The sequence below is a fragment of the Posidoniimonas polymericola genome (assembly GCF_007859935.1).
In the GTDB taxonomy this organism is placed as follows: domain Bacteria; phylum Planctomycetota; class Planctomycetia; order Pirellulales; family Lacipirellulaceae; genus Posidoniimonas; species Posidoniimonas polymericola.
This window is the reverse complement of record NZ_SJPO01000006.1, coordinates 318,132-333,378: the sequence shown is the minus strand read 5'-3', so window position 1 is coordinate 333,378 and position 15,247 is coordinate 318,132. Positions and strand designations below refer to the sequence as shown.

Sequence of the window (15,247 nt, the reverse complement as noted above, 5' to 3'; positions counted from 1 at the left end):
GCCCCCAGCGAGACCGCCGCACGACCAGGAGTCGACCCCCGTTAGGGCTTGTGCAGTCCCAGCCAGATCGGCATACTGACGCGTTCTTGGGAGGTGAGCGGCGTCCACCGGCGGCGGCGATCACTGGCAGAATCACTAGCCCTGCCGTCCGAGATCTGGTGAACCCGACCCGATTGCCTGATGTCAGGTGCTCGTGTCAGGTTTACCACCGCTAGCGGCAGCGAGGCCTACGCCTCGCTACCCGCTGCGTCCAAGATGCCCCGTTCGTCTAGTGGCCCAGGACACCGCCCTCTCACGGCGGAGACAGGGGTTCGACTCCCCTACGGGGTACTACGTGTTCTTGCACGCTCTCGCAGTTTGAAGCAATCCCCGGCAATCCCCGGGGGAAACTGCCTTCTTCGCTTTCTTCTTGCGAGGCGTTTCCACCCTCTGAGTGCGCTTGTTGCGTCGGATTTTGCGTCACATTCTCGGCCGCAGGCCGGTCGCCGGCGGCTTTCTCACGGTCAGACTTGCGGGATAGTCGTCCGACAGCTCTGTCTGGCGAGTCGCCCTCAGGTTGTAAGAGAGCTCAGCGTTCCGAAGGATTCACTGAATCTGCGTCCGGAGGTTGGGTTTGGATCTCCGGTAGCTGAGGATCACGTACCACGCGTCCGGCTCAGGCTGATTACGCACCGCTTCTAGGTCGGGCGGGAGTTCAAGAAACAGCGGCATCGTCCTCGACTCGCCATCGACGTGGTGTTATGCGAGAGGGGCGCCTTGGCGTGGCGCTAGGTGGCGCCGTAGCGTTAGCTCGCTGTCGGCTGAGATTCTTCGTTGACGACGGCAAACACCCCGTAGAGGACCGGCAGCAGGAACAGGTTGACTATTGTCGCTCCTGCAAGGCCGCAGAGGATGACGAGCGCCATGGGGTGCTCGATTTCCTGCCCGGGGAGCTCACCAGTGATAACCAGCGGCGTGAGGGCCAGGCCGGTGGTCAGGGCGGTCATCAGGATCGGGGCGAGTCGCTCCTCGGCGCCCTGGAGGATTAGTTGCTTGCGGTCGGTGACGCCTTCTTCGGCCTGCAAGTGCCGGTAGTGGCTGATGAGCATGATGGCGTTGCGGGCGGCGATCCCCAGCACGGTGACAAACCCGACCAGCGAACCAAGGGACACGATCCCGCCGCTCGCGAAGACGCCCAGCACACCGCATAGCAGCGCCATGGGCAACGCGGTGAATATCAGACCGACGGTCCGGAGGTCGCCAAAATCGATGTAGAGCAGCAGGGTGATCGCTACGATCGATCCCAGGCACAGGTACAGCATCCGCTGCCGGGACGCTTTCGCTTCGCGGTACTCGCCTAGGAATTCGGGGTGATAGCCTTCTGGGAACTTCACGCCGGAGTTTACTGCATTCTCGATCTCAGTCGCCACCGAAGCGAGGTCGCGCCCCGACACGTTGCAGGTGATGTCGAGACGCCGGGACGCGTTCTCGCGGAGCACCTGGTTGGGCGCCGGGACTACCGTGACGGACGCCAACGCGTCTAACGGCGCCTGGGCGCCGCTGGGGGTGTCGATCATCAGGTCGCGGAGGCTTCCAACGTCGGAACGCAACGACTCTTTGCCGCACACCACGACCGGGTAGATCGCCTGGTCGCGATAGATCTCGCCGACCCGCGTGCCGTTCACGAGTGTGGCGACGCTCTGCATCAGAACGCCCGGCGTGATGCCGAATTGGGACGCCGCCTGGGGGCGGATCTCGACCGCGATCTGTGGCACAAGCACCTGCGGCTCGACCTTGAGCGTCGTCACGCCCTCAATATCAGCGATTTGGCTTGCTACGTCGGCCGCAGTCGCCCTGAGTTGATCGAGATCGGGACCGTAGACGCGCACCACGATCGACGCGCTCGTCCCGGTCAGGACCTCCTTGATGCGTTCGCTCAGATACGTGAGCAGGTCGCGGTAGAGCCCAGGGTAGCCGTCGACCACCGATTGAACCTGTGCGACCGTCTGGTCGTAGTCTTGCTCGTCGATGCTGATCCACAACTCGGTGAAGTTTGGGCCCACTACCTCGTCGGCGACGGTCGCGCGCCCGATGTGGGAGCCAAAGTTGCGGACCCCGGGGACCTCCAGTAGTTCCTGTGACGCCCTGAGGGTGATGCGGTCCATGGCGTCGATGCCGATGCCGGGCTTTTCAACCCAGTGCATCAGGAAGTCGGTCTCTCGGAACTTGGGCATCAGTTCCTCGCCGAGCCAAGGCGTCATTGCCGCGACCGCAGCAAAGAACACCAGCGCGGCGCCAAGGGCGAGGCGGGAGTGCCGAAGTAGCCCGCCGAGCACGCCCCGGTACCACCGCTTGAGCTTTGCCACCAGAGGACCATCCTTCGAGCTGTGCTGGGCCGATTGCGGCAGCAGGAACAGCGACATCGCTGGGGTGACGGTTAACGCCACGACCAAAGAGGCCAGTATCGCGAGGATGTAGGCGGAAGCGAGCGGGCGGAAGAATGAGCCCGCGAGCCCGGTCAAGAAAAAGACCGGCAGGAACGCCAGGATGACGATGATCGTGGCGTAGACCACAGCGCTCTGCACCTCGAGGGACGCCTCGAGCACGACGAGGAACGCGGGTTGGGGGCTGGCGGACTTGGCGTTCAGCCGGAGTCGGCGGATGATGTTCTCCACGTCGATTATCGCGTCGTCAACCACCTCGCCGAGCGCAATCACCAACCCGGCGAGCACCATGGTGTTGACCGTTCCGCCGCGCCAAGAAAGAACCATTACGGCGGCCAGTAGCGACAGCGGGATCGCCGTGGCGCTGATCAGGGCGCTCCGCCAGTCGAACAGGAATAAGAGCAGCACGACCACGACTAACACGCAGCCGGCGATCATCGAATGGCCTAGGTTCGTAAGGGCTCGTTCGATGAAGGTCGCCGGGCGGAAGATCGTGGTGTCGTACTCGATGCCCGGGAATGCCGGCCGTAATTCTCGCATCGCATCCTCGACGCCCCGCGTGACGTTGAGCGTGTTGGCCCAGGGCTGCTTCTCAATTATTAGCAGCAGCCCCGGGCGGTTGTTGATGATGGCGTCGCCGATAGGCGGGGCGTGGTCGTACTCGACGATGGCCACGTCGCGGATCCGCAGCGGGGACGGGGCGTTGGCCGTGGCGCCTGCGGCGGGCTGAGACGGCCCGCGGAACGACACCACAATCTCCCCCAGCTGCTCGGGGGTGTAGACGGCGGGCACATGCCGCAGGGCGAGGCGTTGGTTCGGGGTGTCCACAAACCCACCGGTCCCAACGGCCGTCGCGTCTCTTACGGTCTGCAGAACGCTGTCGAGGGTCAGGTTGTTGGCGCGTAGCCGGTCCGGGTCGACCGTGACTCGGAGCTCGGCCTCCTTCTCCCCCCAAACCGCCACATTCGCGACGCCCGGCACCGCCATCAATCTCGGCCGGATCGTCCAGCGAGTGACCGTGGTCATCTCCATCTGCGATTTTGTGTCCGACCACATGCCGATCTTCAAGCAGCGGCTGAGCGACGAGAGGGGTGGCAAGATCACCGGTGGTCGCGCCACAAGCGGCAGCTGTCGAGCCGCGAGCGCGAGTCGTTCCTGCACCAGCTGGCGGGCGGTGAGCAGGTCGGTCCCCGGCTCAAAGATCAGGCGGACGCTCGACAGGCCGAGCACCGACTTGGACCGCACGGTCTGCACGTACGGGACGCCGTTGAGTGAGTTCTCGATGGGAACCGAGATCAGACTTTCGATGTCCTCGGTCGCCATGCCGGGGGCCTCGGTCTGAATCTCGACCAGCGGCGGGGCGAATTCCGGGAACACGTCCAGGGGGATCTCGTCGGATGTGCGGACGCCCACGACGACCAGCGCAATCGCCAGCGCAATCACGAGAAGTCGCAGACGCAATGCGTTTTCGATTAGCCAGCTCATCGCGTCGCTACTTTCCTGCGCCGAATTCAGAGCCAAAGAGTTCCGCCGCGCCGTTGGTAACGACTGGCATTCCTGGTTCGGGCCCGGAGGAAAGGACCGCGTTGGCGCCGTCTACCCAATCCAGAATTACGCGCCGCCTGGTGTACTCCAGGTTCGCGGTAGCGGCGTAGACCCAAGTCCCGCCGTAGATGTCGTAGATGATGGCGGCGGCCGGAGCGACAAGTGATTCCGAGTTGCCGATGAGCGGCAGGTCCATTCCGACCCGCTGCCCAGGCCGCAGCCCAACGCCCTGGTTGCGGAGCTCGTAGTACAAGTCGGCGGACGAGGTCATCGGGTCCGCGCTGGGGGGCGCGGCAATCGGCCGGGCCTCAATAGGACCGGCCGATGCAGTCCGGGGCAGCGGCTGGCCGCTGAGCATTGCCAGGTAGGCCGGTTTTTCCTTGTCGATGGTTCCTAGGAGGTCGACGAAGACCGGCACTCGAATCCAGATCGTGTCGAGATCGACTATCTCAAACAGCGGGGCTCCAACCGAAACCGCCTGGCCAACGCGGACGTTTACGGCCCGCACAACCCCGCTGATGGGCGCCGCTAGTGCGAGTGGGCTCGCCGCCGATGAGTCGCCGTCCCGCTTCAACTGTTCCAGCATCCGAGCCAGCTGCTGCTCCCGCGTTTGAGCCGCCTGCAGGTTCGACTGGGCAATGTTGAGTTGCGCCGTCGCGTCGTCGACTGCCTTGCGTGCGCCAGCCCCGTCCCGAAAGAGGTTTTCAGCGCGTTCGAGAGCGATCTGAGCCCCGTCTACCTCGGCCTGGCTCCGCTGGCGGTCGCCCAGGGCGGTCTGCTGGCTGGCGACGACATTGGCCCTGGCCGCCACCAATTGGACGCGCTCGGCAGGAGTCATGAAGTCGCGTTCTGGCGACAGTAGTGGCACAAGGTTGGCAACCACTTGGTTGCGCTCGACCTGAGCGCCGGGGAGTGGCACTGCCGCGCCGGCATGTTGGGTGATGACGCCCGGGACGGGAGCGGAAACGACGAGCGAGTTTCCCAGCGGCGCCATCGCCTCGCCGCCCAGCGTTCGGCGTTTCGAGACGGCGCGGCGTTCGACCGGGGTCGTGGCGATCCCCAGGCGTCGCGCCGCCTGCTCGGTGAGTCGGACCGTCGCTAGCTCGGTTTCTACGGGGAGCTTCTCAACGACCGCCGGCTTGGCGTCCCCGTCGTGCTTGGCATCCTGGCTCTTGCGACAACCCGGCGTCGTGACGGTGGCAGCCACGGCGAGCAGCAACGCCGCAAGCGACCGGGTGCGCGTACCGAATCGCCGCAGTCGCCTGGGTAAGAGTCGCCAAGATGGGGCCGCAGAGGAGTTCACCAATGGAATCCGTTTGGGAGTTTGGTGGCGGAGCCTCTCGAGTACCAAGCGGAGACTTCTGGGCGCTGCCAGCAGATAGCTGGAACCGGTGTACCCCCGCCTCGACTGTCCGGAACTCTCGCCTTCGGAAATCGCGGGATTGATGAGCGGCGGAGTGACCTCTTCTGGCGGCGACGTCGCTTTTAGCATCTGTTCAATATTAATCGGGCCGGCGCCAAGGCGGCGGCCCACGCTCCGCTCCAGCTGGGCGACCGCGCGTCCTATCGCCGCGGTCTGGTCGAGTACGCGGCTCCTGATGTCCAAGTACTGGCTCGAGGTTTGCAGAACGAGCAAGTAGTCCGTACCACCGTCGGCGAACCCCTTCTTGGCGATCGACAACGCCTCGGCGATCGCGGGCGAAACTTCCCGTTCCAAAATACCGAGGTTCTCCCGGGCCTGATGATACTGCCGCGCGCGGTGCGTACATCTTGCACTACTTGATCGCGAATTGCATCACGTGAGTGCAGGGCGGCGTTCAGTTCCCAGTCCGCCCGCACGATTCCGCCCTGATTGCGATTGAAGATCGGCAAATCGAACCGGACGCCGCCGCCGGTTCGCGAGGGGGCGGACCGCACGTCAAGCAGCCCGTCCAGCCGGAGCCAAGTCCAGCGCGACAGCTTCGAACGCTGCGAGGCAGCGGCGACAGCCCAGCGGGCCGCGTGGTAGTCGGGGCGGCACGCGAGCGCTTGTGCCACAAGCGCCCGCTCGTCCAGTTCCCCCAATTCGGGGCGCGGCAATCCCGCAGGCAGCAGCGGCTCCTCAACAAGCGGTATCCCCATGAGCGTGGCCAGCTTGGCCTCGGCGATCGCCACGTCTTGCTGACGTACCCCTTCGGTCGCCGCGGCGTTCAGCTTGTCAACCTGAGCACTAATCGACTCGAGCTGGCTGATGTCGCCCTCTGCGAGCCGCTGGTTCGTCAGTTCGAGCACCTGCTCGCGGATTTCGATTGCCTCGTGAGCGAGCCGCGCCTGAGCATCGGCCAACGCCAGATCGATGGAGGCGAGCCGCGTGTCACGTGCAACGTCCAAACCGTTCTGCACCAGCTGCTGACCGACCCTGCGGTACTCACGATTAGCGGCTTTTACTCGCGCCGGTCGCAAGAAGTACGATTCAATCGGCGCGTACAGTGTGTACTGTCCTTCTTTGATGCTCGTAGGAAAGTAGATCAGCACGGTCGGATTGGTGATCAATCCCGCCTGGATCGAGTCGCCGCAGGCCATGCCGAGCTGCGCGAGCGTTGCGTGGAAGGCAGAATTGTTCGCAAGAGCGGTTTCGACCGCCTCGGCTTCGGTCACACCGTCCCCGTGAGTGACTCCTGACAGGGGGGCAGCCGCTCGATCTCATAGCCGGTGCGGCAGACAAGTTGCCGGGTAGGCCAGCAGGGATCGCAGGCCGGCTTCGCACAACGGCACCCCACCTGCGCCAGCAATGCCATTAGGGCAAGGCCGCCGGCTACAAACCTTGCGGTTCCACCCGATGGCGATATGCATTTCGGGATGCTGGCGGGCATCGGTGACCACTGGGTACGGGAGAGGGCGTGCAACTACTATAGGCGTAGTTGAAGGATCGACCGTTGCAACGCGAACCAGTGACCCCAGGCGGAAATGCCGTTGGCAATGCCGTAATCGTCAAGGTGGCCACCCCCTGCATGGCTTTGTTCTTAGCAAATTGCTTCGAAAGTCAGTGCGTACCACGCGGCGGCGGCCGTGAGCCTGTCGGCGAGCTGTAGGAGTAGCGTTGTCTTCTCGTCGATGATCTCTGACCATCTCCGCGAGCGCCTCTTGGGCGTGCGGTCCAGCAGAAACTTCGCCAAGATTGCCGGCGGGGAGCGGCCGACGCCGCCGTCGCCGCCAGACCGCCACCAGATGACGTTGTTAACCCCACCAAAGCGCCACGTGAGGGCGACTAACGGACCGCCTCTGTTTTCGGAGATTACAGACGCGTCCGATGGGACGGAGTTTTTTCGTTGGGCAAACCCAATGCTACGAGGAGTAACGGTGACGACGCCCCCGGCAAGGCTCGACCCCCTAGAACCTGTTGCGGAGTAAGCCAGCCACGGCGGTTGCGCGTTCAGGTGGAGAAAGTGCACCGGCGGCTCTTTCTTTCTACTCGGTGGCGAGCCCTTCAGAACTATGCCGCAGCGGGAATTGTCCCGTCATGCCTACAGGGCAACTCGTTGGGCCAGCGTGCTACCGCTCATCGGCGATCGCCAAGCCTCACTATTCATGACTGCGCGGCGAATGAACCCGCCGTATTGAGCCTGCTCACACGGAAACCGGCCTTCCGTTGGTCAGCCTCGGTCCATTGGCGGCGCAGGGATCAGTAGTAATGCGGCCAATGATCTGACCACTAGAACTTCGCGTCGCGTTCTAACGTTTTCTTGACCGTGACCATGATCAGTACGTGCCCATCAAGGCTCACCTCAGGCCCTAGCCGCTATGGCTGCCAGACTCTGCTGTTGGCCTGGTCCGAGTGTCGGGGGCTCAGACCTTGGTCCCCTTTCTCGAGGATCGGAATGCTCGATCCCGTCACGCGTCACATTCTGATTGAGTATGCGCTGGGCGTCCGCCGCGCTTGCGGAACTTTGATGGCGTGGTGTCGAGTTCCCTGCGGAACGCGCGGGTGAGGAGTTCGGGGCGATCGAAGCCGCAGGCGCTGGCGATCCGCGTGACGGGCCAATCGGTGTCGCACAGCAGCTGCACGGCGCGCTCGATACGGGCGCGTCGGATCTCTTCGCGGGGCGATCGCCCGAGGTGCTTGCGGAAGCCGAGCTCCATTGCCCGGCGGCTGATCGGCACCTCGGCAAGCAGGTCCTCGATCTGAAAATTCTCGCCGGCGTGTTCGCGTATGTAGCGCACCGCCATCGACAGCATATCGTCGGGCAACGCAATCTTGTCGGTTGACCGTCGGGCCACGACCCGCCGCGGGGGGAGCATCTGGTTGAACTGCTTGAGAGGCTCTCCACGTAGCAGCTGGTCGAGCATTTCCGCGGCGTGGTAGCCGACCTCGAGGGGGTCCTGGTCGATGCCCGAGAGTTCTGGCGAGGAGATACGCGAGCTGAGCTGATCGTGCTCGCCCCCCAGCACCGCAATATCCTGCGGCACCAGCAGTCCCGCCTGCGCGCAGGCCTCGGTGATCTGGCGCCCCTGGATGTCGTCGAAGGCGAGTACAGCCAGGGGGCGCGGCAGCTCGACGAGCCAGTCGGACAGTCGTCTGAGCTGGGCCTCGCTGTCGAGTTGGGCGAACTCGGCCGGCTCTGGCTGGAAGCTCCGGCACTCGCGTCCCCGGTTGGCCAAGGCGCTTCGAAAGGCTTCGCCAAAGCGGTCGTGGTAGTTGGTTCTTAGGGTCGAGCCGCAGTAGGCAAACTGCCGGTACCCCTGCCCCAGCAGGTAGTCGGCGGCGAGCTTGCCAGCCGCCTGTTCGTCGCAAGTGCAGCGGGGGATTACGCTGGCGCCGAGCGAGTACCACGAGACGTTGACCGCGGGAATCTTGAGGGAGATCAGCTGATTTGCAAGGTCTGCGTGCGTGAGCCGGGCGATGACGCCGCTGCCTCGCCAGGTGGGGGGCAGCAGCATGCGGTCGTACTTGCCACGCGGCTCGATGGAGAACAGCCAGTTGCGTTCGTGGTCGCGTGCAAAGCTCGCGATGCCCTCGATTAACCCCTGCCCCCAACTCGTGGCGGTGTCGATGAGCAGCGCGATTCTCTTTGCCTGATTCATGCAACGTCGCCATTCCTGAGTTGCGTTGCGGATGAAACACGCCCGCCCCCCTCGCCACCGACACACTGCGCAAACAAGTTGACGTGGAGCCCACACGCGTGGCCGAGGCGTCGTGGCGCCGGTATTCTAATGCCGGTCGTCGAGGATGAAAGCTTCTCTTGCAAACGAATGGAGATTTAGTGGTCGACGCAATCAGCAAGCGCGCCTGGGCCGCCTTCCCGGCGGGGAGCAACGGCGAGTTCAATCTTCCCGAAGTCTTAACAAAGGTTGTTGTCCGCGGAGAAGGCCCTCGGCTCTGGACCGCCGACGGCGCCGAGATGCTCGACTTCTCGATGGGGTGGGGTTCGGTCCTCGTGGGGCACGCCGACCCGCGGATCTGCGTGCCGGTCGCCGCGCGGATCGGCCAGGGCGCCAACTTTGCCAGCGTCACCGACGCCTCGCTGGAGCTGGCCGAACGCCTGATCGACCTCTCACCGGCGTGTGACCAGGTGCGGTTTTGTGCGTCGGGCACCGAGGCCACCATGTACTGCCTGCGCCTGGCTCGGGCGGCTACCGGGCGCCGTGCAATTCTACGTTTCGAGGGGGCCTACCACGGGGCCCACGACGTGGGCGTCACGAGCCTGTTCCCTGACAAGCCAACCCCGTTCCCGACCGCTGCGCCCTCGTGCGACGGGTTGACCGCGCACGAGGAGAACGGTGTGCTGGTTGCGCCTTTCAACGACCTAGACACTACAGCCGCGATCATCGAGCACCATCGCGAGACCCTCGCCGGCGTCATTGTTGAACCGCTGCAGCGGTGCCTGCCGCCCGCTCCGGGCTTTCTGGAGGGGCTGAGAGATATCACTTCGCGGTGCGGGATCAAGCTGATCTTCGACGAGGTCGTGACCGGCTTCCGGCTTGCCTACGCGGGCGCTCAAGAGTACTACGGCGTGGTCCCCGATCTGGTTGCCTACGGCAAGGCGCTCGGCGGGGGGTTCCCGATTGGCGTCTTTGGCGGCGTCGAGGACGTGATGAACCTGGCCGCCGAGCACCGCATGGGAGCCGACGGCCCGTACGTCTGGACCGCGTCGACGCTGGGCGGCAACCCAATCTCGGCGACCGCCGCGTTGGCGACCCTCGACGTGCTGGAACGCGACGGCGTGTACCAGCAGCTGCACAGCCTGGGCGACTACCTGCGTGCCGGAATGCGGCGGGCCCTGGACGAAATCGGCGTCGAAGCCCAGGTCCTCGGGGACGGCCCGCTGGCTCAGTTTGCCTTTACTGGGACGCACCCTGTCGACTTCAGGACGAGCCAGCACCGGGACAAGCAGTTTGCCCGGCGATTTATGCTGCGGCTGTTCGAGCGGGGGATCTACCTGAACCCTATGGGCACCAAACTGTACCTGTCGCTGGCCCACGACAAGGGCGTGTGCGACCAGATGCTGGTTGAGCTCACCGCCGCACTCGCAGAGACTACCGAGGCCAGGCCCGTGTCGGCCTAGAGGGTTTGTCGGCCTAGAGGGTTTGCGCTGTTCGGTGGCGCGCGTCATCAGGGCGTCTCGCCTCGGCCTAGTCTGGAATTGATTTCGGTAATGACGCCGGGCAGATCGGCAATCGTGTCGATCAGCAGGTGCGCGCCGGCGGTTTGCAGCCGCTCTGACGCAGCCGACCGGCGATCTAATTGATCCGCGTCGGATAACGCGTGCCACTGTTCTAGGCTAAGTCCAACTTCGTTGCCACTGACGACGACGCCAACGACCCAGGCGCCTGCGTTGCGACCCGCCGTAACGCCGGCCGGCGTGTCGTCTACCTTCACAACTGACGACATGGGAAAGACGCCAAGCAGGCGGGCGTTCTCAAAGCACAGCCAGGGCTCGGGGCGCCCCGGCGAAACATCTCCCGCGCACACGGTCGCGTCCGGACGGTATCCCAATGCGGCCGCCCGCTCCGCTACCGGTCGCAGCAGGGCGGGTGTGTACCCCGTGCTCGAACCGATCTGCATTCCGGCGGAGCGGCACGCCGCCACCGTCTCGAGGCAGCCATCAATCAAATCGGAGTGGGACGTGATGCAATCTTCCTGCAGGTGCAGGAAGCCTTCGTAGATGCGGTCGAGGTCGGCCGCTTCGGCGGGCTTGCCGTGGCGCCCCTCCCACGCGTCACGCACGCGGGGAAGCTCCAGGATTGCCGACAAGTGTTCGCGTTTGGCCTTCCCCATGTGGGCCCGCACTTCCCGCTCAGTCACCGGCACGCCCTGTTCCTCGAAGGCGGCCAGCATAGCGAGGACCGGCGCGCGGCTCCCGAAGTCAACGGTGACGCCGGCCCAGTCGAATATGACCGCGGCGAGTCTGTCGGGAGGGGTGAATGCCATCGTTCTGCTCGGTTCTAGGTGAGTGCTGGGACGCCTGAGAGTGTGCGATCTCCGCTGGCGAGCCGCTCCGCGAGCCCAAACGACATCGTCATGCCGGCGCCGCCGGTTGCGACGACAATCGTCACTCTCTCGTAGGGGCGGTAGACGAACTGCACCTCTCCCGGCAGGGTTGAGTAGACGCCGTGCCAGCGCTGCTCTACCGACCAGTCGGGCAGGTGGAGGAACCGCCGCAGCTCGCGCATCATTAGATCATCAATGGCCGATTTGTCGAACGGCTCGATTTCTTGGTTGTGCTCGTGCGAGTCACCCAGCACGACGTTGCCGTCGCCGTTCTGCGACGCCATGACGTGGATTCCGTAGGCGTCGAGTTCTGGCGTCTCTTCCGCGACGCGTCGTTTTAGCGACTCTAAGGAGTCGCAGATCCCGAAGGCCAAGTAGTGCCGGAGCGTAAGTCCGCTGGCCAGCATCGGTCCGATCCGCCAGCCCTCTGGCTGCGGCACGGTCCGCATCATTTGGAGCTTGCAGGCCCCGAGCCCCGCGTTGGCGTGGACCTCAGGAAACAGCGACTTCAGATCGACCCCGCTTGCTACGATGACCTGATCGAATTCCCAAACCCGTCCGCGATCATCCACCAGCCCAGTGGGCAGCACCTCGCGAACGGTGACCCCGTACTGCAGTTCGACGCAGTAGCGGTCTCGCAGCCAGCCGGGGGCCTGGCGGATCACCTGCCTGGGGTCGACGCACATCTCGGTTGGGCTCCAGAGGGCCCCGACGAGGTCCTGGGCGCGGAGTGCGGGGCTGGCCGCGGCTGCCTTTTCGGGGGTGAGCAGCTCGCACTCGTAACCGAGTTGCGACGACTTCTGAGCAAACTCCGCCAGCACCTCGAACTCGTCGTCCCGCGTCGCGACATGGATCGAACCGCACGGGTTGCTCCACGCGCGGGCGCCGACGAGCGCCTCGTCCCAGAGCTCACGACTCCGCAGGGCGGTCGCGTGCAGCGGCCCCTTCGGTTGACCGATTGGCCAAACCATGCCGAAATTGCGCACGGACGCTCCGCAGGCGACTGGATTTCGTTCGAACAGCGTTACACTCGCACCAGTCTTCGCAAACTGCCATGCATTTGCAATACCGACAATTCCCCCGCCTATTACCGCGATTTTCTCGGCCATGAATAGTCTTAGTTGGTCGGGGTGCTTGCTTGTCTGACGCACGCCTGCTGGACGTACTGCATGAAGTGGTCAAGGTTCGGCGTTTGCATATCCGGGTCCTTGGCAAGGTCGTCCCAGCGGCGGAGTCGTACGGCGTCCTCAAAGTGTGGATTCGAACGAAAAGCCTCGCATTCGACCCGGTTCATCGGTCCCCCCTGCAATTGCAGGCTGATCTCGGAGGGCTCGCTCAGACCAGCCCGGTAATTCGGGTCGGCGGCGCAGAGGTATCGCTTCGCGTCGACGTGCATCCGAACCGGCTCGAGAACGCTTTCGGGAAAGCGATTCCCCAACCACTCAGCGCCCAGCACTTCGTGAAGGTCGTCGACGCCGTTGTCGGGCGCGTCGTCGGGGAGATTGTGCAGCAAGTGTCCTACGTCGTGCAACAAAGCGGCGGTGATTAGCTCTGCCGAGGCGCCTTCCCGTTCGGCCCAAGTCGCGGCCTGAATACCGTGTTCCAACTGCGAGACGGCCTCCCCACCGTACTGTGATTCACCGTGCTCGGCAAACAAGCTCAAGACTTCCCTTACGTTTTCTTCTTTGGGCACGGTTACTCCTCGCTGAATTGGCGTCGCGTTTTCGGGCACTGCGATCGTAGACGCGATCTTTGACTCGGTCGTGGTGATCCTGCGCAAACGATTTGACATTGTGTGCCGCGGCGCTACGAGGCGTTGCTCGCCTGCGATCTGCCGGCCGGTGAATTGGGAGGAGCGTCGCCGTGGTTTCCCGCCGCCGCCAAAAAGGCAATTTGGCTGGTCGGCGTGCGCTGTTGGTCAATTCCGGCGCGGTGACACGCATCAAAATCTGTGATTAACACGATTTGCTCGATTTCCAACGAGAGATCTTCACATTTAAACCTCATCATCCTGGCCGTTGACGCAGGGGAGGTCATCAGTCGCTCGCGATGCTGGCTGGGCCCCGATCGGTTCCGATGTTACGCACCCCAGGGAGAGAGTCATGCTCAGGAGACTAGCGAGTGGCGCGATGTGCGCGGTTTTGTTGGGAGGGGCAGCGCACGCCCAGTACGGTACGGTTCTCTGGTCCGAAGACTTTGAGGGCGTGACCCTGCAGGACAGCACCAACGAGCGCGTTGGTGCGGCGATCTCGGAAAATGTCGCGACTGAGCCCGGCACCTCGCCGATTGCCGGCGTCTGGAGCGCCACCGGCCCTGCGGGCTGGACTGTTGACAACACAGTGAGCACCTACGACGGCGCGGCCACGGTAACCCCGGGCGTCCCGGGCACCGGCTTGGCCGACTACGGTGTCGACGAGTGGGATGGATGGGGTTTCGCCAGCAAGGAATTCTGGTCTGCCGCCGCCGGCGACCAGGACCGCTCGCAGTTCGGCACGACCAGCGGCGCCTCCGGCACCGTGGCGATCGCCGACCCGGACGAGTACTTCGACCTCGGCAGCCAGAACGACCCGGTCAACGGCGGCTACTACAGCACCGCGATGACCACCCCGTCGTTCCCGGTTTCCGGCGGCCTGCCGCATGGCGTCGGCTTCGACTCGAGCTGGCGCGACGAGGCATTCGACGACTCCGCCCTGGGCGACACCTACGTCGACCTCAACAACCAGGCCGTCGAGGTGATCGTTACCTACAACACCGGCTTTTCAGAGAGCTTCCTGAAGTGGAATTCGGACAGCGCTGATGGGGACTTCAAAGATGACGCCGCGGATGAGAATTTCCCGGGAGACGGCTCGGGGCCGGCGTTCGTCGCCCCCGGCGACGCCACTAGCGCTACGCTGACCTTCAAATTGGCCAACGGCGGCAACGACTGGTGGTGGGCCGTCGACAATATTGAGGTGAACGACCTCGGCGGTGGCCAGGGTCGGGTGTTCTTCGAAGATTTCGAGGGGGTCACGCTCGGCGACAGCGTCAACGAGCGTCTGGCCGCCGGAGCCAACGTCACGACGCCCTCTACCGGGGTGACGAACATCCTCGGCGTTGACTACCCAACCCAATCGGTGCCGAACGCCTACACCCACGATTTCCCGGCGGGCTGGAGCACCGGCAACGCCGGGACTCCCGGCGCCGGCGGCGGCGACGACGCCTTCGGTGTCCTCGAGTGGGAGCAGTGGAGCATCACCGATAAGGATTTTTGGGCCGAGGTGGGCGGCTCTAGCCGCAATCAGTTCGACAACGCCAGCGGCGCCGTCGCAGTGGCCGACGGCGACGAGTGGGACGACATCGGCAACCCCGACGCCGACGGCGTAGACGAGCTCACTACATTTATGCGTTCGCCTGCGATCGACGTATCGTCGGAAGACACCATCACGTTCGATTTCGACTCGAGCTGGCGTCCGGAAGACAGCCAGGCCGCCAGCCTGGTCGCCTACTTGGACGGCGTAGCGCAGGAGCTGTTCAGCTGGAGCAGCGATAGCGCCGCGGCCGACTACAAACCGTCCGCTGTGAACGAGAACCTGATGTTCGTGATCGACACGACGGGCGTCTTGTCGGTCGAGTTCGAGTTCTCCTACGCCGGCAGTGACGACTGGTGGTGGGCCGTGGACAACCTGCAGGTTCGTTCGGGCGCCATCCCCGAGCCGTCGGCAGGTCTGCTCGTGCTCGCCGCCATCAACGGTTTGGGCCTTGTCTCGCGCCGCAAGCGCTAGCCTGATTGCTGCCCCGCCGCCGCGCGTCGTCGCGGCGGCGGGGACTTTCT

9 protein-coding genes and 1 tRNA gene are annotated in these 15,247 nt (G+C 64.3%); 3 read left to right on the top strand and 7 right to left on the bottom strand.

Annotated elements, in window-relative coordinates; translation table 11 throughout:
- Positions 1 to 257 precede the first annotated feature (257 nt).
- Positions 258 to 330, top strand: a tRNA-Glu gene (locus Pla123a_RS14035).
- A 455-nt stretch (positions 331 to 785) separates the two neighbouring features.
- Here the strand turns inward: Pla123a_RS14035 and Pla123a_RS14030 are convergent.
- From Pla123a_RS14030 to Pla123a_RS14015, 4 genes are all read right to left on the bottom strand, one after another.
- On the bottom strand, positions 786 to 3,908 hold the full coding sequence (locus tag Pla123a_RS14030) for an efflux RND transporter permease subunit (RefSeq protein ID WP_146587976.1): 3,123 nt from the start codon (positions 3,906 to 3,908) through the stop codon (positions 786 to 788).
- 7 nt (positions 3,909 to 3,915) lie between these two features.
- Complete coding sequence (locus Pla123a_RS14025) at positions 3,916 to 5,175, bottom strand: efflux RND transporter periplasmic adaptor subunit (RefSeq protein WP_197527957.1); 1,260 nt, start codon at positions 5,173 to 5,175, stop codon at positions 3,916 to 3,918.
- Positions 5,176 to 5,531: 356 nt separating this feature from the next.
- A complete protein-coding gene (locus Pla123a_RS14020; RefSeq protein WP_146587971.1) occupies positions 5,532 to 6,605 on the bottom strand; it encodes a TolC family protein in 1,074 nt (357 codons plus the stop codon).
- Between the two features lie 1,233 nt (positions 6,606 to 7,838).
- Positions 7,839 to 9,029 carry an AraC family transcriptional regulator gene (locus Pla123a_RS14015; RefSeq protein ID WP_146587969.1) on the bottom strand — a complete coding sequence of 397 codons (1,191 nt, stop codon included), beginning with the start codon at positions 9,027 to 9,029 and terminating at the stop codon, positions 7,839 to 7,841.
- Between the two features lie 179 nt (positions 9,030 to 9,208).
- On the opposite strand from Pla123a_RS14015, the gene Pla123a_RS14010 reads away from it, so the two are divergent.
- Positions 9,209 to 10,510: an aspartate aminotransferase family protein gene (locus tag Pla123a_RS14010; RefSeq protein WP_197527956.1), complete on the top strand. Its 1,302-nt coding sequence runs from the start codon at positions 9,209 to 9,211 to the stop codon at positions 10,508 to 10,510.
- Between the two features lie 47 nt (positions 10,511 to 10,557).
- Here Pla123a_RS14010 and phnX read toward each other — a convergent pair whose 3' ends face one another.
- The 3 genes from phnX to Pla123a_RS13995 are packed head-to-tail and all read right to left on the bottom strand — an operon-like array spanning position 10,558 to position 13,129.
- Entirely contained in the window at positions 10,558 to 11,376 is an 819-nt protein-coding gene (gene phnX, locus Pla123a_RS14005; RefSeq protein ID WP_146587964.1) for a phosphonoacetaldehyde hydrolase, read from the bottom strand.
- A 14-nt stretch (positions 11,377 to 11,390) separates the two neighbouring features.
- Positions 11,391 to 12,545: a TIGR03364 family FAD-dependent oxidoreductase gene (locus tag Pla123a_RS14000; protein WP_146587961.1), complete on the bottom strand. Its 1,155-nt coding sequence runs from the start codon at positions 12,543 to 12,545 to the stop codon at positions 11,391 to 11,393.
- A gap of 8 nt (positions 12,546 to 12,553) precedes the next feature.
- The gene (locus Pla123a_RS13995) at positions 12,554 to 13,129 is read right to left on the bottom strand and encodes a phosphonate degradation HD-domain oxygenase (RefSeq protein ID WP_231956464.1); all 576 of its coding nucleotides are present in this window, start codon (positions 13,127 to 13,129) and stop codon (positions 12,554 to 12,556) included.
- Positions 13,130 to 13,538: 409 nt separating this feature from the next.
- On the opposite strand from Pla123a_RS13995, the gene Pla123a_RS13990 reads away from it, so the two are divergent.
- Positions 13,539 to 15,197, top strand: coding sequence for a PEP-CTERM sorting domain-containing protein (locus Pla123a_RS13990; protein ID WP_146587957.1), 1,659 nt, complete (start codon positions 13,539 to 13,541; stop codon positions 15,195 to 15,197).
- The last annotated feature ends 50 nt before the right edge of the window (positions 15,198 to 15,247 follow it).

Excerpts from the sequence above, each read along its gene's own strand:
- Pla123a_RS14030 (WP_146587976.1), bottom strand. The coding sequence starts at position 3,908 with ATGAGCTGGCTAATCGAAAACGCATTGCGTCTGCGACTTCTCGTGATT.
- Pla123a_RS14000 (WP_146587961.1), bottom strand. The coding sequence starts at position 12,545 with ATGGCCGAGAAAATCGCGGTAATAGGCGGGGGAATTGTCGGTATTGCA.
- Pla123a_RS14015 (WP_146587969.1), bottom strand. The coding sequence starts at position 9,029 with ATGAATCAGGCAAAGAGAATCGCGCTGCTCATCGACACCGCCACGAGT.
- phnX (WP_146587964.1), bottom strand. The coding sequence starts at position 11,376 with ATGGCATTCACCCCTCCCGACAGACTCGCCGCGGTCATATTCGACTGG.
- Pla123a_RS13990 (WP_146587957.1), top strand. The coding sequence starts at position 13,539 with ATGCTCAGGAGACTAGCGAGTGGCGCGATGTGCGCGGTTTTGTTGGGA.